This is a genomic window from Pseudomonas sp. B10 (assembly GCF_900156235.1).
Classification (GTDB): Bacteria; Pseudomonadota; Gammaproteobacteria; order Pseudomonadales; family Pseudomonadaceae; genus Aquipseudomonas; species Aquipseudomonas siliginis.
Window position 1 is genome coordinate 4,882,128 of record NZ_LT707063.1, and the last position, 17,235, is coordinate 4,899,362.

Annotated in this window: 16 protein-coding genes; 3 read left to right on the top strand and 13 right to left on the bottom strand. The window is 60.8% G+C overall.

Going from position 1 to position 17,235, the window contains the following annotated elements:
* Positions 1-7 precede the first annotated feature (7 nt).
* The 3 genes from BXA01_RS22115 to BXA01_RS22125 all read right to left on the bottom strand — a co-directional run bounded on the left by BXA01_RS22115 (position 8) and on the right by BXA01_RS22125 (position 3,805).
* Positions 8-1,723 (bottom strand): proline--tRNA ligase, encoded by a 1,716-nt coding sequence (locus BXA01_RS22115; protein WP_024011894.1) that lies wholly within the window; start codon positions 1,721-1,723, stop codon positions 8-10.
* Positions 1,724-1,848: 125 nt separating this feature from the next.
* Complete coding sequence (locus tag BXA01_RS22120) at positions 1,849-3,408, bottom strand: AmpG family muropeptide MFS transporter (protein ID WP_076566230.1); 1,560 nt, start codon at positions 3,406-3,408, stop codon at positions 1,849-1,851.
* Between the two features lie 43 nt (positions 3,409-3,451).
* A complete protein-coding gene (locus BXA01_RS22125; RefSeq protein ID WP_016771391.1) occupies positions 3,452-3,805 on the bottom strand; it encodes an MGMT family protein in 354 nt (117 codons plus the stop codon).
* A gap of 165 nt (positions 3,806-3,970) precedes the next feature.
* Between BXA01_RS22125 and BXA01_RS22130 the strand changes: the two genes are divergently transcribed.
* The gene (locus BXA01_RS22130) at positions 3,971-4,978 is read left to right on the top strand and encodes a DUF481 domain-containing protein (RefSeq protein WP_024011896.1); all 1,008 of its coding nucleotides are present in this window, start codon (positions 3,971-3,973) and stop codon (positions 4,976-4,978) included.
* Positions 4,979-5,096: 118 nt separating this feature from the next.
* Here the strand turns inward: BXA01_RS22130 and BXA01_RS22135 are convergent, their stop codons facing one another.
* Entirely contained in the window at positions 5,097-5,306 is a 210-nt protein-coding gene (locus BXA01_RS22135; protein WP_002554837.1) for a cold-shock protein, read from the bottom strand.
* A 355-nt stretch (positions 5,307-5,661) separates the two neighbouring features.
* Between BXA01_RS22135 and dcd the strand changes: the two genes are divergently transcribed.
* Complete coding sequence (gene dcd / locus BXA01_RS22140) at positions 5,662-6,228, top strand: dCTP deaminase (protein WP_007940589.1); 567 nt, start codon at positions 5,662-5,664, stop codon at positions 6,226-6,228.
* Positions 6,229-6,335: 107 nt separating this feature from the next.
* Positions 6,336-6,545 (top strand): hypothetical protein, encoded by a 210-nt coding sequence (locus tag BXA01_RS22145; protein WP_016771389.1) that lies wholly within the window; start codon positions 6,336-6,338, stop codon positions 6,543-6,545.
* 44 nt (positions 6,546-6,589) lie between these two features.
* On the opposite strand, the gene pdeM is transcribed toward BXA01_RS22145, so the two are convergent.
* From pdeM to BXA01_RS22190, 9 genes are all read right to left on the bottom strand, one after another.
* Positions 6,590-7,243 carry a ligase-associated DNA damage response endonuclease PdeM gene (gene pdeM, locus BXA01_RS22150; RefSeq protein ID WP_016771388.1) on the bottom strand — a complete coding sequence of 218 codons (654 nt, stop codon included), beginning with the start codon at positions 7,241-7,243 and terminating at the stop codon, positions 6,590-6,592.
* Positions 7,240-9,729, bottom strand: coding sequence for a ligase-associated DNA damage response DEXH box helicase (locus tag BXA01_RS22155; protein ID WP_076566232.1), 2,490 nt, complete (start codon positions 9,727-9,729; stop codon positions 7,240-7,242). Before BXA01_RS22155 ends, pdeM begins: the two co-directional genes overlap by 4 nt.
* A 195-nt stretch (positions 9,730-9,924) precedes the next feature.
* Positions 9,925-10,689, bottom strand: a complete 765-nt coding sequence (locus BXA01_RS22160) for an ABC transporter ATP-binding protein (RefSeq protein ID WP_056783337.1) — start codon at positions 10,687-10,689, stop codon at positions 9,925-9,927.
* 12 nt (positions 10,690-10,701) lie between these two features.
* Positions 10,702-11,820 (bottom strand): succinylglutamate desuccinylase/aspartoacylase family protein, encoded by a 1,119-nt coding sequence (locus BXA01_RS22165; protein WP_076566234.1) that lies wholly within the window; start codon positions 11,818-11,820, stop codon positions 10,702-10,704.
* A gap of 27 nt (positions 11,821-11,847) precedes the next feature.
* Positions 11,848-12,558: an ABC transporter permease gene (locus tag BXA01_RS22170; RefSeq protein WP_076566236.1), complete on the bottom strand. Its 711-nt coding sequence runs from the start codon at positions 12,556-12,558 to the stop codon at positions 11,848-11,850.
* On the bottom strand, positions 12,555-13,283 hold the full coding sequence (locus BXA01_RS22175) for an ABC transporter permease (RefSeq protein WP_016771383.1): 729 nt from the start codon (positions 13,281-13,283) through the stop codon (positions 12,555-12,557). Before BXA01_RS22175 ends, BXA01_RS22170 begins: the two co-directional genes overlap by 4 nt.
* 56 nt (positions 13,284-13,339) lie before the next feature.
* Entirely contained in the window at positions 13,340-14,122 is a 783-nt protein-coding gene (locus BXA01_RS22180) for a transporter substrate-binding domain-containing protein (RefSeq protein WP_024011901.1), read from the bottom strand.
* 369 nt (positions 14,123-14,491) lie between these two features.
* Entirely contained in the window at positions 14,492-16,180 is a 1,689-nt protein-coding gene (locus BXA01_RS22185) for an ATP-dependent DNA ligase (RefSeq protein WP_076566238.1), read from the bottom strand.
* On the bottom strand, positions 16,177-17,211 hold the full coding sequence (locus BXA01_RS22190; protein ID WP_076566240.1) for a ligase-associated DNA damage response exonuclease: 1,035 nt from the start codon (positions 17,209-17,211) through the stop codon (positions 16,177-16,179). Before BXA01_RS22190 ends, BXA01_RS22185 begins: the two co-directional genes overlap by 4 nt.
* Between the last annotated feature and the right edge of the window lie 24 nt (positions 17,212-17,235).

The window sequence follows — 17,235 nt, forward strand, 5'->3', positions numbered from 1 at the left end:
TCTGGTTTCAGCGGCGGATACGGGCCTGAAGGAAGGACACAACATCGGCCACCGGCAGTGCTTGCGCCTCTGCTTCGGAACGACTCTTGTATTCCAGGTTGCCTTCGGCGAGGCCGCGGTCGCTGACCACGATCCGGTGTGGAATGCCGATCAGCTCCATGTCCGCAAACTTGATGCCCGGGCTGGTTTTCTTGTCGCGATCGTCCAGCAGCACTTCGAAGCCGGCCGCCGTCAGTTCGGCGTACAGCTTGTCGGTGGCTTCGCGCACCTGCTCGGTTTCATAGCGCAGCGGTACCAGAGCGATCTGGAACGGCGCCAGGGTGTCGCTCCAGATAATGCCGTTGGCGTCGTTGTTCTGCTCAATCGCTGCGGCGACCACGCGGGAAACGCCAATGCCGTAGCAACCCATTTCCAGGGTCACCGGCTTGCCGTTTTCGCCCAGCACTTCGCACTTCATCGCCTTGCTGTACTTGTTGCCCAGCTGGAAGATGTGTCCGACTTCGATGCCGCGCTTGATTTCCAGCGTGCCTTTGCCGTCCGGGCTTGGGTCGCCAGCGACGACGTTGCGCAGGTCGGCAACGGTCGGAACCGGCAGATCGCGCTCCCAGTTCACGCCGAAGTAGTGCTTGTCGTCGATGTTCGCGCCAATACCGAAGTCGCTCATCATCGCCACCGAGCGGTCGATGATGATCGGCAGCGGCAGGTTCAGCGGGCCGAGCGAGCCGGCGCCGGCGCCGATCGCGTCACGCAGTTCGGCATCGGAGGCCATCACCAGTGGACTGGCCACGCCAGGCTGGTTGGCAGCCTTGATTTCGTTCAGTTCGTGGTCGCCACGAATCACCAGCGCGATCAGCTTGCCTTCTTCTTCGGCGTGCACGATCAGGGTCTTGATGGTCTTTTCAATCGGCAGATTGAATTTTTCCACCAGGGCGGCGATGGTTTTGGTGTCCGGCGTGTCGACCAGACGCAGTTCTTCGGTTGGCGCAGGGCGCGAGGTTTCCCGTGGCACCGCTTCGGCTTTTTCGATGTTCGCCGCGTAGTCGGAACCGTTGCTGAAGACGATATCGTCTTCGCCGGACTCGGCCAGCACGTGGAATTCGTGGGAACCGGCGCCGCCGATCGAGCCGTTGTCGGCTTCTACCGGACGGAATTTCAGACCCAGACGCGTGAAGATGTTGCAGTAGGCTTCATGCATGCGGTCGTAGGTGATCTGCAGCGACGCCTGATCGGCGTGGAAGGAGTAGGCGTCCTTCATGATGAATTCGCGGCCGCGCATCAAACCGAAGCGCGGGCGGATTTCGTCACGGAATTTGGTCTGGATCTGGTACAGGTTGATTGGCAGCTGTTTGTAGCTGCTCAACTCGTTGCGCATCAGATCGGTGATCACTTCTTCGTGGGTCGGGCCCGCGCAGAAATCACGACCGTGGCGGTCTTTGATGCGCAGCAGCTCAGGGCCGTATTCTTCCCAGCGCCCCGATTCCTGCCACAGCTCGGCCGGTTGGGTGCTCGGCATCAACACTTCCAGAGAACCGGCAGCGTTCATCTCTTCGCGAACGATGGCTTCGACCTTGCGCATGACTCGCAGGCCCATCGGCAGCCAGGTGTACAGGCCCGAGGCAAGCTTGCGGATCATGCCGGCGCGCAGCATCAGCTGGTGGCTGATCACGACCGCGTCGGAAGGCGTTTCTTTCTGTGTGGCGAGCAAAAATTGACTGGTGCGCATGGTTGGCCGTTGTCGGTTGCTATGACTGGAAATGACGGAGCAGTGTACCGGCGAGTTTTGCTGACGTACAGAAGTGTGGCCGGCGGCGCCAGCGGCGGGATTCCTCCCGCCATTGGCGAAGCGTCCTACGATTCTTCGGTGACGGGCGTCGGTGCGGGCTCGGGCGTCGGTGTTTGTCCTTCGCGGCGGCGCTCCTGGAACCAGTGCAGCGCGATCAGTAGCAGCGTCGGTACGCCGAGCAGGGCGGTAATGAGGAAGAAGCTGTGATAACCGAACTTCTCGACCAGCACGCCGGAATAGCCGCCCATCAGGCGCGGCAGCAGCAACATGATCGAGCTGAGCAGGGCATATTGCGTAGCGGAAAACTTCAGGTTGGTCAGGCTCGACAGGTAGGCAACGAACGCCGATGTCGCCAGGCCCGAGCTGAAGTTGTCGAGGGAAATGGTCACCACCAGCATCTGGAGGTTCGGGCCCATGTCCGCGAGCATGACGAACAGCAGGTTGGTCGCTGCCGAAGACACACCACCGATAAACAGGATCGGCAGAATGCCGAAACGCACGATCAACAGGCCGCCCATGCCGGCGCCGACGAGGGTCATGATCAGGCCGAAAATCTTGCTGACACTGGCGATCTGATCCTTGGTGAAACCCTGGTCGATGTAGAACACGTTGGCCATCACGCCCATTACCGTGTCGGACATCCGGTAAGTGGCGATCAGGCCCAGCAGCAACAGCGCCTGCCAGCGATAACGCAGGATGAAGTCATTGATCGGCGTCAGTACCGGAGCCAGTCCGCGCCGCCCCATGGCCGACAGACACAAACCGGTGAGCAATATGTAGAGGATGGCGCGCAGAAAGGCGCGGTCTTCAAGCAGCAGGTCCAGCGGGCTCATGTCACCGAACAGCACGCCGGCGAAATCGGTGTTGTATAGCTGGGTGAACATCGCCGGTACGGAGACCAGCAAAACGATCAGCACGAACACCGACATCAATTGATGCATGAACGTGTAGCGCCCGGCCTGCAACTGCGTGCGCAGCGGCACCGGTGGTTCGCGCATGAACAGCGTGGTCAGCAGCGCGGGCACCATCAATGCGCCAAACAGTACATAGGTGCCGGTCCATGCCGCGTGCTTATAGTTGAAGCCGGTGGAGCCGAAACCTTCGGCGAAGAACAGCGCGCCGGCGGTGGCGAGCAGGGCGGCAACGCGGTAACCGGACATGTAGCTGGCGGCGAGAGCGGCCTGGCGGCTGTCATCGGCGATTTCCAGGCGATAGGCGTCGACCGCGATATCTTGCGTGGCGGAGGCGAAGGCAACCACGACGGCAATGGCGATCAGCCAGGACAAATGCTTCTGCGGATCACAGAAACCCATGCCGATCAGGCCGAGAATCACCAGTGCCTGGGAGAGCACCAGCCAGGAGCGGCGACGGCCGAGTTTGCCCAGCAAGGGCAGGCGCCATTGGTCGAGCAGGGGCGACCAGACCCATTTGAACGCGTACGCCAGGCCGATCAGGCTGGCATAGCCAATGGTTTCACGGGCCACGCCTGCTTCACGCAGCCATACGGAGAGCGTCGAGAACACCAGCATGTACGGCAGGCCGGCGGCAAAACCGAGCAACAACAGCACGAGCGTCGAAGGACTGGCATAGGCGGCGAGCGCGGCGCGCCAGGTTTTACGGGGCATGGGCTGAAGTCTGCCTCAAAATTGCGAAAACAAAGCGCGCACTCTAACCGCTGTGCTCTACCGGACGCCAGCCATGGCGCCGAATATCCACACGATTGTTCTGGACGGTGATGCCTTCCATGCGCAATCGCGCGCGCTGCTCGTCACCGGAAGGGCTGCCGACCGGCAGACTGATGCGCCCGCCGGCGCCGAGTACGCGGTGCCAGGGCAGCTTGGTGTCGCCGGGCAACTGGCTCAAAGTCCGCCCGACCCAGCGCGCGGCGCGGCCCAGCCCGGCAAGTTCGGCCAACTGGCCATAACTGACGACTTTGCCTTCGGGCACTTGCGCGAGCGTCGAGTAGAGTGCCGTGCGTCGGATTTGCGCATCGTTTTCGACGCTGTCGAGCGGGTCTTTCACGTACGCGGCTCCTGAGCATTGGCGTGATGATGGCGACAAGGGTAATCGCTCGTGGTGCAGTTGAGAAATGAACTCAATTGAAATAGTCCGGTCAGTCCTTGTCATGGGCAAAATCCTACGGATAATGCCGACCCTTTTCGCCAACTCTGAGCCTCCGATCTGCTTATGTTCCCCAGAACCCTGTTGTGCCTCGCTGTTTTCAGCGCGTCCACGCCCCTGCTTGCCGACACCGTCTGGTTGAAAAACGGCGACAAGCTGAGTGGCACTATCACGGTTTTCGACGGCGGCAAGCTGTTGATCCAGACCAAATACGCCGGCGCAGTGGCGATTGACTGGAAAGAGGTCAAGACCCTCGACAGCGATCAGCACCTGCTGGTGAAGCAGGACGCCTATGCCGGTGAAGTATCGAAGTCGCTGACGGCGGCCGACGATGGCAAGGTCACCCTGGCCAACGGCGAAGCGCCGAAGACTGTCGAATTGGCGAGCATTCAGCAGATCCTCAAGCCCAAGCCGATCGTCACCGACCTGGTGTGGAAGGGCAACGTCGATCTGGCGCTGGACTATCAGCGCGCCGAAAAGGACACCGACGATTACGACGTCGCCTTCAAGACCTCGGCTCGCCATGGTCGCTGGCGCCATACCGGCGAGGGCGAGTACAACCGCGAAGTGCAGGATGCGGAAACCACCACCAACAACTGGCGCGCCGAATATTCCCTCGACCGCTTCCTCACCGATCAGTGGTTCTGGCAGGGGCGCATCAACTACAAGCGTGATCACATCGAAGAGCTGGCGCGTCAGCGTGTGGTCGGTACCGGTCCGGGTTACCAGTTCTGGGACGATGAACTGGGTGCGTTCTCGCTGGGCTCGTTGCTCAACCGTACCGATTACGAATATCGCGATGGCAGCAAGGACAACTTCTATTCCGTCGCGATGAAGTGGGACTACAACCGCTACCTCATCGGCAAGAAGGTCGAGTTCTTCACCAATGGCGAAGTCGGCAAGCCGCTGTCGGGCGTTGCCGATTACGCACTGGATGCCGAGCTGGGCCTGCGCTACAAGGTCACCGACTGGGCGTCGCTCAACCTCAAGGCCGAGCGCGACATCATCAGCGGCACCAACGATGCGGATCTGAACAAGACCCGATATACCGCAGGGTTTGGTGTGGCCTGGTAAAAGCACAAACGAAAAATCGCGGCCCCAAGGGTCGCGATTTTTTTTGCCAGCGCAAAACAGGCGCCCACAAAAAAGCCCCGCTTTTAAGGGCGGGGCTCTTTTCTAAAGAAGCTACAAGTTAGATAACTTGTACTTCTTCAGCTTGCATGCCTTTCTGACCGCGGGTAGCGATGAAAGAAACCTGTTGGCCTTCTTTCAGGCTTTTGAAGCCGTCGGATTGGATAGCTTTGAAGTGAACGAACAGGTCGTCACCGGATTGTGGAGTGATGAAGCCGAAGCCTTTTTCATCGTTGAACCACTTAACGGTACCGGTTTGGCGATTAGACATGGTGTAACTCCTTGAACAAAGATAACTGCGACTCAGGAAGAACCCTGGCCGAGACTGAGTGCAAAGAGCAGGAAAAATTCTTGTAGATGGTTGGATCGAAATTCAACATATCGTGTAGAGATTCTCAGTGACACAAGCAACACAGTGACGCCACCTTAACCCTTTTTCCGGAACGTGCCAATGTTTCTTGCAAAGGATTCTGTGTTTTAGGGATCGGCGGTGCGACGGTTCGTCGCCACATCGCGTAAATACGGGGTGTTCGCCGAGAATTGCGTTGCGCACTTTGATCGCGGCGATGCGCCCGGTAAGATGCCGGACAGAATTTTTCCACCTCGCTATTCAGGACAAACCCGCCATGAGCATCAAATCGGACAAGTGGATTCGCCGCATGGCGCAGGAACACGGCATGATCGAACCGTTCGTCGAGCGCCAGATGCGCGGCAGCGACGACAGCCGGGTGATTTCCTACGGCGTGTCGAGCTACGGCTACGACGTGCGTTGCACCAACCACTTCAAGGTGTTCACCAACATCAACTCGGCCATTGTCGACCCGAAGAACTTCGACGCCGGCAGCTTCGTCGACATCCACAGCGACGTCTGCATCATTCCGCCGAACTCCTTCGCCCTGGCCAGCACCGTCGAGTACTTCCGCATTCCGCGCAACGTGCTGACCATCTGCCTGGGTAAAAGCACCTACGCGCGCTGCGGCATCATCGTCAACGTCACTCCGCTCGAGCCTGAGTGGGAAGGTCATGTGACGCTGGAATTTTCCAACACCACCAACCTGCCGGCGAAAATCTACGCCAACGAAGGCGTGGCGCAGATGCTCTTCCTCGAATCCGATGAAGAATGTGAAGTTTCCTACAAGGATCGTGGCGGCAAATATCAGGGCCAGCGTGGCGTAACCTTGCCGCGTACCTGATCGACCATCCGACGGATGTCGGGAATTCTTTGGCGGGCAGACACTCTATGGGGTGTACTGCCCGTTTTTGTTACACACAAATTCGGGCCTTCACTGAGGAGTGCCCTATGAAGATCGACCCGCGAATCAGCGCTGAACTGGCAAGGCTTGAGCCCAATCAGATAGGCGTTCTGGCCTGGTCGTTACTGGCGAATCCGTCTTTGAGCCTGTCCGGCGGCGTGCCCGGCCAGCCCGATCCCGATACTCCCAACGAACAACCGACCGAACCAGGCGAACCGACGCTGCCGGACGAGCCGCCTCCGGCACCTGTCGCCTGACCCACTGTCCTGAATATGGCCCGTCAGTCTGATCGATTTGCGATCTAGCTGACGGGCCATATTTCGTTGTCGCCGATCACGAAGACTTTGCAACTGTCGTCGCGCTCGACCTGATAGCCGCCGGTAAACGCACCGAATGCCGGCATCAGGCTGATGCGCTCACCGAGTCTGAAACAAGCCAGGCGCAGACTCTGCCGACCTTTGCCATGCAGCCGATAGACCGGGTGCACGTGGCCGGCGAGCACGTGCCGTTCCGGATGCGCATCGGGCTCATGCTGCAAGGCAAACGGCCCCAATAACAGCGGCTCTGGCACCACGCGGATATTCAGCGATGCCGGTGGGTCGCCCGCGCGTTTGTCGTGGTTGCCGCGAATCAGCGTCATCGGCAGGTCAGCGTGGCGCGCTCGCCACTCTGCCAGCGCATTCAGTGTGGTCGGGACATGTGAGCCAGGCCCATGCAGGAAATCCCCGAGAAAAATCAACTGGCGACACGGCAGCCGCGCCAGCAATGCGTCGATCACCTCGATGTTGCTCGCTGTCGTGCCATGCGGCACCGGCTGGCCGAGGCTGCGATAGGCCGCCGCCTTACCAAAGTGCACATCGGCGATCAGCAATGCTTCCTGCGCTGGCCAGTACAGGGCTTTCTCCGGCAGCAGCCACAACTCCTCACCGGCCAAACGCACTGGGTACGCACTCACGACGATTTTCCGTTATCAGCGGTTTTTTCCAGGTCACCGACCATTCTTCTGATCCTGTCAGCCAGTTTTTCCGAACTCATGCTCTCGCGCATCCGCTCCACCAGCAGCGGAAAACCCAGTGGTGTAGGACGTTTAACCTGATGCACGTCGAGTTTCATCTGATTGATCCGCTCCAGTGTCTGTTCCAGACGACGAATATCCAGTTCCTCGCGTAGGACTTCTTCCCCGGCCTGGGCCAAGAGCAGATTGTCGGCGTCGTATTGTTTGAACACCTGGAAAAACAAGCCACTCGACGCCTGCACCTGGCGGGTACTCTTTGGTGCGCCCGGATACCCGGCGAACACCAGCCCGGCGATCCGCGCGATTTCGCGGAAGCGGCGCAACGCCAGTTCACCGGCATTGAGGCTGGCCAGCACATCCAGCAACAAGTCATCGGCGTTGAACAGGTGAGCGTCGAGATGCGTGGCCCAATCCACCGGCGTGGCGCTGAGCAGTTCCAGGCCGTAATCATTCACGGCAATCGAGAAGGTCACCGGTTGCCGCTGACTGACGCGCCACGCCAGCAGGCTCGCCAGTCCCAGATGCACTTGGCGCCCGGCGAACGGATAGAGGAAAAGATGCCAGCCTTCGCGGGATTTCAGTACCTCGGCGAGCAGATTTTCCGTGGTGGGCAAGCCGGACCAGCGTATTTGCGTTTCAAGCAGCGGCCGCAGCGCGTGCATTTCCGGGCCTTTGAACAGACCTTGAGCAGCGGCGCTGAAGCGCGTCACCACTGCTTCGGCCAGTTCGTTGGATAACGGCATGCGTCCGCCATTCCAGCGCGGCACGGCGGCTTTTTTTGCGGTGCTGCGTTTGACGTAGGCGGTCATGTTTTCCACCCGCACCAGTTCCAGCAGGCGGCCGGCGAAGAGGAAACCATCGCCGGGTTTCAGTCGGGCGATAAAGCCTTCCTCGACGCTGCCCAGCTGTTTGCCGCCGCCGCCCTTGCTCCAGAATTTCAGGTTGATGCTCGCGTCGCTGACGATGGTGCCGATGCTCATGCGATGGCGCCGCGCCAGACGCGCATCCGGCACACGCCAGACGCCGTGTTCGTCCGGCTCGACCCGGCGGTAATCCGGATACGCTGTAAGAGACATCCCGCCATGGCGTACGAACGCCAGCGCCCAGGCCCAGTCTGCCGCTGTCAGGTCACGATAAGCCCAGGCACCACGGACTTCTTCGTACAAGTCTTCAGGAATAAAGCCACCGCCAAGGGCCATGCTGACCAAATGCTGGACCAGCACATCCAGCGGCTTGTGCGGTGACAGGCGCGGCTCGATGCGCCGTTGCTCGACGGCATCCCGTGCGGCGACCGCTTCGATCAGTTCCAGGCTGTGGGTCGGCACCAGCGTCACCCGCGAGGTGCGCCCCGGTGCGTGGCCGGAGCGCCCGGCACGTTGCATCAACCGCGCAACGCCTTTCGCCGAGCCGATCTGCAGCACGCGCTCGACCGGGAGGAAATCCACACCCAAGTCCAGGCTCGAGGTGCACACCACCGCTTTCAATTGGCCATTCTTCAGCGCCTGTTCGACCCAGTCGCGGGTATCGCGTGACAGTGAGCTGTGGTGCAGCGCGATCAACCCGGCCCAGTCCGGCCGCGCTTCCAGCAGCGCCTGATACCAGATCTCCGATTGCGCGCGGGTGTTGGTGAACACCAGGCTGCTGGCACAGGCGTCGAGCTCGGCCACCACTTGCGGCAGCATCTTCAGACCGATGTGGCCGGCCCAGGGAAAACGCTCGATGGCCGGTGGCAGCAGGGTGTCGACTTGCAGGGTTTTTTCGCTTTTGCCCTGAACACTGACGCCGCCGCCCTGTGGGATCAGCACTTGCTCCGCGTGGGATTGATTACCGAGGGTGGCGGATACCCCCCAGACAATCAGTTCCGGCTGCCAATGACGGAGGCGGGCGAGCGCCAGTTGCAGTTGCACGCCGCGTTTGTTGCCGAGTAATTCGTGCCATTCATCGACGACGATCATGCGCAGGGTCGACAACGCCGTGCGCGCATCGGCGCGGGCTAGTAGCAGAGTCAGGCTTTCCGGGGTGGTGATCAGCGTGGTCGGCAGACGTCGGCCCTGGCGGGCGCGTTCGCTGCTGCTGGTGTCGCCGGTGCGCAGGCCGATCGACCACGGAATCTGTAAATCATCCACCGGAATCTGCAACGCGCGGGCGGTATCGGCGGCGAGGGCGCGCATCGGCGTGATCCACAGCACCGTCAGCGGTTCGGCCGGCGGTTTGCGTTTGCGCGGCGTGGCCACGGGAGGTTGCAAGCGGGCGAAGCGGTTGAGTGCAGCAAACCACACCGCGTAGGTTTTACCAGCGCCGGTGCTGGCGTGGAGCAAGCCGGACTCGCCGTTTTTCACCGCCGCCCACACCTGTTTCTGAAAGGCGAACGGCTTCCAGTCGCGGGCGCTGAACCAGATTTTTGCAAAGTCGGGGGATTTCGCCATGCCGGCTGCGTGCGCTCTGGAGGTGTTGTTTCAGAGACAGCGAAGCGGGGCGACAAGTTTAACTTTGTCGGTCGATGGATTCCCCCTGTGGGAGCGAGCCTGCTCGCGAATGCGATTGCACATTCAACATTGATGTTGACTGATAAACCGCTTTCGCGAGCAGGCTCGCTGCCACACAGGGGTGGGTTGCCAACCTTATTTAAGATTGCCGCTGAGGAACTGCTTCAGGCGTTCACTCTTGGGATTGCCCAGCACTTCTTCGGGCGCACCTTCTTCTTCCACCAGACCCTGATGCAGAAACAGCACCTGATTCGAAACCTTGCGCGCAAAACTCATTTCATGGGTAACCATGATCATCGTCCGGCCTTCCTCGGCCAGGCCCTGAATCACTTTCAGCACTTCGCCGACCAGTTCCGGGTCGAGCGCCGAGGTCGGTTCGTCGAACAGCATCACTTCCGGTTCCATCGCCAGTGCCCGGGCGATCGCCACGCGTTGTTGCTGGCCGCCGGACAGAAACGCCGGGTATTGATCGGCGACCCGCGCCGGCAAGCCGACTTTGTCCAGATAACGTCGGGCGCGATCCTCGGCTTCCTGTTTGCTGCAACCCAGCACCCGGCGCGGGGCCATGGTGATGTTTTCCAGCACGGTCATGTGGCTCCACAGGTTGAAATGCTGAAACACCATCGCCAGCCGCGTGCGCAGGCGTTGCAGTTCATCGGCGTCGGCGACGTGCATGCCGTGGCGGTCGGTGACCATGCGGATCGCCTGGCCATCAAGGCTCATGGCGCCGTCATTGGGTTGTTCAAGGAAATTGATGCAGCGCAAAAAGGTGCTTTTGCCCGAGCCGCTGGCGCCGATCAGGCTGATCACGTCGCCGGTTTTGGCCTTGAGCGAAACGCCTTTGAGCACCTGATGATCGCCATAGCTTTTGTGCAGGCCTTCAACGGTCAGTTTGTACATGGACGAGCATCCTCAAGGCGAAAGTAGGTAGCCGCTGCGATAGGCCTGGGCGCCCGCGACGTGGGCGATGACCATGCCGGCAGTGGCCATGCGCCGCAGCGAGCGCGCATACAGCAGGCCGGCGGCGGTGCAATGAATGGGGGTGACCTTGTCGTGGACCGGGTCAATGATTTCGGCGATCTGCTGGCCGGCTTCCAGGTATTGGCCGGGTGTCGCGCAGTACACCAGCAGGCCGCCGACTGGCGTGGTCACCGGTTCGACCCCGGCCAGCGGCGTGGCCGGGTGCGGCAGTGGCGGTTGCGGCTTGGTCTCGCCGACGATGGCGTCGAACTGGATCAGATAATCGATCAGCGCCTGACAATCGCGGCTGGCCAGTGGGTGATTGACGTCGCCCTGGCCGCGCAATTCGACGGTCACCGAGAAGCTGCCCAGCGGAATCTCGAACTGTTCGCCGAAGCGCTCGCGCAGCTGCCACCAGAGCAGGGTGAAGCACTCGTCGAACGACTGCCCGCCGGAATCGGTAGCGAGCAGGCTGGCCTGCGCTTCCATGTAGCGCGCCAAGGGCTCGACCTGTGGCCACGCCTCGGGCGTGGTGTACAGGTGCACCACCGATTCGAAGTCGCAGTGCAAGTCCAGCACCATGTCGGCATCGCAGGCCAGGCGTTGCAGGGTCAGACGCTGGGATTGCAGTTGTGTGGTCGGCTTCTGACGGTCGAGGGCGTTGCGCAGGCTGGCACGGATCAGTTCGAGGTTGTGCTGCGCATCGTCGTTCAACTGGCCTTCGATGGCGTTGCCGATTTCTTCGCTGAGGTCGACGAACCAGCGGTTGAAGTTCTGCCCACTCTCGAGGTCGTAACGGCCCAGCGGCACGTCCATCAGCACTTGTTCGAGGCCGACCGGGTTGGCCACCGGCACCAGGACGATTTCGCTGCGCAGGCGGCCGGCAGCTTCCAGTTCGGCCAGACGCTGTTTCAGGTGCCAGGCGACCAGCATGCCCGGCAGTTCGTCAGCGTGCAGCGACGCCTGGATGTAAACCTTGCCCTTGGCCTGCGGTGGGCCGAAGTGGAAACTGTGAATCTGCCGTGCGGTCCCCGGCAGCGGGGCCAGCAAGTCATGAATCTGGTGGCGCATTGTTATCTCTTTATTTTCAAACCGGTGCTAGTGAGTCGGCCCGAGGAAGGCCAGCCAGCGGCGTTCGGCGAGGCGGAACAGGCCGACCAGCGCAAAAGTAATGGTCAGGTAGATCAGCGCGGCGATGCCGAATGACTGGAAGGTCAGGAAGGTCGCCGAGTTGGCATCCCGCGCGACTTTCAGAATATCGGGAATGGTCGCGGTGAACGCCACGGTGGTCGAGTGCAGCATCAGGATCACTTCGTTGCTGTAGTAAGGCAACGAGCGGCGCAGTGCCGACGGCATGATCACGTAGGCGTACAACTTCCAGCCGGTCAGGCCATAAGCCTTGGCCGCTTCGATTTCGCCATGATTCATGCTGCGAATCGCCCCGGCGAAAATCTCCGTGGTGTACGCGCAGGTATTGAGAGCGAAAGCGAGGATCGTGCAGTTCATCGCGTCGCGAAAGAAACTGTCGAGGATCGGCTGTTCGCGCACGGCGGCGAGGCTGTAGATGCCGGTGTAGCAGATCAGCAGCTGGATATACAGCGGCGTGCCACGGAACAGGTAGGTGTAGAACTGCACCGGCCAGCGAATATAGAAATGCGGCGAAACGCGGGCAATCGACAGCGGAATCGAGACGACGAAGCCGATGCAGATCGACGCGGTCAGCAGCCACATCGTCATCGCCAGCCCGGTGATGTTCTGGCCGTCGGTATAAAGGAAGGCGCGCCAATATTCCTGGAGAAGTTCGATCATCGTACGGCCTCCCGGGCACCGGCGGCGTAGCGGCGTTCGAGCCAGCGCAGGATGAAGTTCGAAGCACTGGTGATCAGCAGATAAATCAAGGCGGCGAGGACCAGAAAGTAGAACAGTTGATAGGTGCTTTTACCGGCGTCCTGCGCTGCCTTGACCAGATCGGCGAGGCCAATGATCGACACCAGGGCGGTGGCCTTGAGCATGACCATCCAGTTGTTGCCGATGCCTGGGAGGGCGAAGCGCATCATTTGCGGAAACACCACGAAGCGAAAACGCTGGCCACGTTTGAGGCCATACGCGGTGGCGGCTTCGACCTGACCACGCGGCACCGCGAGGATGGCGCCACGGAAGGTCTCGGTGAAATACGCGCCATAAATGAAGCCCAGCGTCAGTACGCCGGCGCTGAACGGGTCGATTTCGATGTATTCCCATTCCATGTAGTCGGTCAGCGACGTCAACCAGGTTTGCAGGCTGTAGAAGATCAACAGCATCAGCACCAGATCCGGCACGCCGCGAATCAGCGTGGTGTAGAGCTGCGCGGGCAGGCGCACCAGTTTGACTTTCGACAGTTTGGCACTGGCGCCGAGCAGGCCGAGCAACACGGCCACCAGCAGCGACATTGCCGATAATTTGATGGTCATCCAGGTGCCTTGCAGCAGCAACGGGCCGAAGCCCTGCAGACTGAACGAGGCAAGCCCCAGATTTTGCAGGAGGGTTTCAAACATAAATCAGCAACCTGAGCGGATGGAAAAGGCGCCCATCGGGGATGGGCGCCGGAGCATTATTTGCCGCTGTACAGATTCAGGTCGCCAAAGTGTTTCTTTTGAATCTCGGCGTATTTGCCATCGTCGTGTAACGCTTTGATACCTTTATCCAAAAGTGCTTTCAGCTCAGTGTTACCTTTCTTGATACCGATAGCGGTTTTCGACGGCAGCAATTCGCTGTCGACCGGCTGGCTGACTTCGTAACCTTCGCCTTTCGGCGACTTGAGGAAGCCCAGTTCGGCTTGCAGCATGTCCTGGATGGCTGCGTCGAGGCGGCCGGAGGTCAGGTCGGAATACACCTGATCCTGGTTCTGATAGGCCTGGGTTTTCACACCGGCCTTGTCCAGCACGGCTTTGGCATAGGCTTCCTGAATGGTGCCCTGCTCATAGCCAACAGTCTTGCCCTTCAGCGACGCGACGTCTGCGCTCAGACCGGAGCCCTTCTTGAACACGTAAGCGGTCGGGCCGGAAAACAGTTCGCTGGAGAAGTCGATGACCTTCTCGCGCGCCGGAGTCACGGTCATCGACGAGATCACGCCATCGAACTTGTTGGCCTTGAGGCCCGGAATCATGCCGTCGAAATCGCTTTCGACCCATTTGCACTTGACCTTCAGTTCGGCGCAGATCGCGTTGCCCAGATCGATATCGAACCCGACCAGGCTGCCATCGGCCGCTTTCGACTCGAACGGTGCGTACGAAGGGTCAACGCCAAAGCGCAGCTCTTTGTATTCCTTGGCCAGCGCGGAGCCGGCGGCCATGCACAACGCCAGTGCAGAAAGGGTCAGCAATGCTTTTTTCATTATTCAATCCCTAAGAACCAATATGAGCGCTTGTGGCGCAGAATTATTGTTACTGCAACGCTTACGACCTATAGAAAGTAGCAATTTCCGAACCAGAGTGCCGAACAGGTGTTTTAAAAGGTCGAGTGCAGAGAGGCAAGGGTAGTTGAATGCCCGGAAACGGGCATTGCTGTTTGCATGCACTGTTTCGGTTCAAGCGCGTAGCTCAGAGCAGTTGAAACTGTGGCGAGGGGATTTATCCCCGATCGGCTGCGCAGCAGGCGCAAAAAACTGAGTGCACGATTTCAGGGGGAAATTGCTGGGGGCCGCTGCGCAGCCGATCGGGGATAAATCCCCTCGCCACAGGGTCTGCGATGTGTCGAGAATGAATCAGGCCAACAAGTCTTGCAGAGTCGCGAGGCTGTCGGCTTCTTCGACGGTCTTGTCCTTGCGCCAGCGCAGCATTCGCGGGAAGCGTACGGCGATGCCGCTCTTGTGCCGGCGCGACAGGGCGATGCCTTCGAAGCCGAGTTCGAACACCAGACTCGGTTTCACGCTGCTGACCGGGCCGAATTTCTCCACGGTAGTCTTGCGCACGATGTTGTCGACCTGACGCATCTCTTCATCGGTCAGCCCCGAATACGCCTTGGCAAACGGCACCAGCGAGCGCTGGCTGGATTCCGGCGGACCGTCCCACACGGCGAAGGTGTAATCGCTGTACAGACTGGCGCGACGGCCGTGTCCACGCTGGGCATAAATCAGTACCGCGTCGACGCTGAACGGGTCGACCTTCCACTTCCACCACACGCCCATGTCCTTGGTCCGGCCGACGCCATACAGCGAATCGCGGGCCTTGAGCATCATGCCTTCGACGCCGAGTTTGCGTGACGCTTCGCGCTGGCGGCCAAGGTCGAACCAGTCCTCGCCGGTCAATACAGGGGAGGGCAGCAGTACCGGGCTGTTGCAGCGCGCGATGACTTCCTCGAGTTGCGCACGGCGCTTGACCTGCGGCTGGTTGCGCCAGTCTTCGCCCTGCCACTCCAGCAGGTCGTAGGCCAGCACTACCACCGGCACTTCTTCGAGAATTTTCTTGTCGAGCGTCTTGCGACCGATGCGTTGCTGCAGCAGGGCGAACGGTTGCACGGCCGGCGGCTCATCGGATTGCGGATCGAAGGCATCTTCGGTGGTCGGATGGGTGCTCTTCCACACGACGATTTCGCCGTCGATCACCGTGCCGTCGGGCAAGCCGTGCACGAGCACATCGAATTCCGGGAAGCGCTCGGTCACCAGTTCCTCGCCGCGCGACCACACCCACAGCTTGCCGTCGCGCTTGACCACTTGCGCGCGAATACCATCCCACTTCCATTCCACCTGCCAGTCGCTGGCGGGGCCGAGCAGGGCTTCGAATTCCTCGACCGGTTGCGACAAGGCGTGGGCAAGAAAGAACGGGTAGGGCTGACCGCCGCGCTGGGCGTGTTCGTCGGCGGATTCCGGGGCGATGAGTTTCAAATAACTCGCGGCGTTGGGCCGGTGCGACAGATCGGTGTACCCGACCAGACGCTGGGCCACGCGTTTGCTGTCCAGTCCCGCCATCGAGGCGAGGGCGCGGGTGACCAGCAGCTTCGACACGCCAACGCGGAAACTGCCGGTGATCAGCTTGATGCACAGCATCAGGCTCGGCCGATCCAGTTGTGCCCACAACATCGGCAGTTGCCGCGCCAGATACTCCGGCGTTTCGCCGCGCAGTGGCAGGAGTCTGTGTTCAATCCATTCGGCTAGACCGGCCTCGGAGCTGTGGGAATTTTCCGGCAGCACCAGAGAAATGGTCTCGGCCAGATCGCCGACGGCTTGGTAGCTTTCTTCGAACAGCCATGGCTCCAGCCCCGAAACTTCCACCGCGAGCTCTCGGAGGATGCGCACCGGTACCAGTTGTCGCGGCCGCCCGCCGGAAAGGAAATACACCGCCCATGCGGCATCTGCTGGCGCGGCCTGTGCGAAGTACACCTGCATCGCCGCCAGCTTGGCGTTGCTCGACGTGGTGGCGTCGAGTTCGGCATATAACTCGGCGAAGGCTTTCATGGGGACGTCTCGGCAACGGTGGGTTCGGTGGCGATGTTGTCGTCTTCGTCATCGCCGTATTCGGTGGTGAAGCCTTGTGCATCCAGGCCCTGTTCGCGCAAATGGCGCACGAGCACGCCGATCGAGCCGTGGGTGACCATCACCCGTTCCGCGCCGGTCTGGTTGATCGCCCACAACAGACCTGGCCAGTCGGCGTGATCGGAAAGGACGAAACCGCGATCGACGCCGCGCCGCCGCCGGGTCCCGCGCAGGCGCATCCAGCCGCTGGCGAAGGCATCGCTGAAGTCGCCAAAACGGCGCATCCACGTGCTGCCGCCCGCCGACGGCGGGGCAATGACCAACGCCTGGCGCATGATCGGGTCGCTTTTTTTCACGTCGCCCGCATAGATCGTCGGCGGCAGGTACACGCCGGCATCGCGGTACACACGGTTCAACGGTTCGACCGCGCCGTGGCTGAGGATCGGCCCGAGGGTTTCGTCGATACCGTGGAGGATGCGTTGGGCCTTGCCGAAGGAGTAGCAGAACAGCACGCTGGCCTTGCCGGCGGCGATATTGGCCGCCCACCACTGATTGATCTCGGCGAAGATCTGCACCTGCGGCTGCCAGCGGTAGATCGGCAGGCCGAAGGTCGATTCGGTGATGAAGGTGTGGCAGCGCACCGGTTCGAATGGGGCGCACGTCCCATCCGGCTCGACCTTGTAATCGCCCGACGCGACCCAGACTTCGCCGCCGTATTCCAGGCGCACTTGCGCTGAACCGAGGACATGCCCGGCGGGGTGAAAACTCAAGGTCACGCCGTGGTGGGTCAGGCGTTGGCCGTAATCAAGGGTTTGCAACTGGATATCCTGACCCAGACGCGCGCGCAGAATCCCGGCGCTGGCGCTGCTCGACAGGTAGTGCTGATTACCGGTGCGCGCGTGATCGCCATGGGCATGGGTGATCACCGAACGCTCGACCGGCCGCCACGGATCGATATAGAAATCTCCGGCGGGGCAGTAGAGACCTTCAGGTCGGGCAATAACAAGATCCATGTCGTGACCGGAATGGGGGGCTTG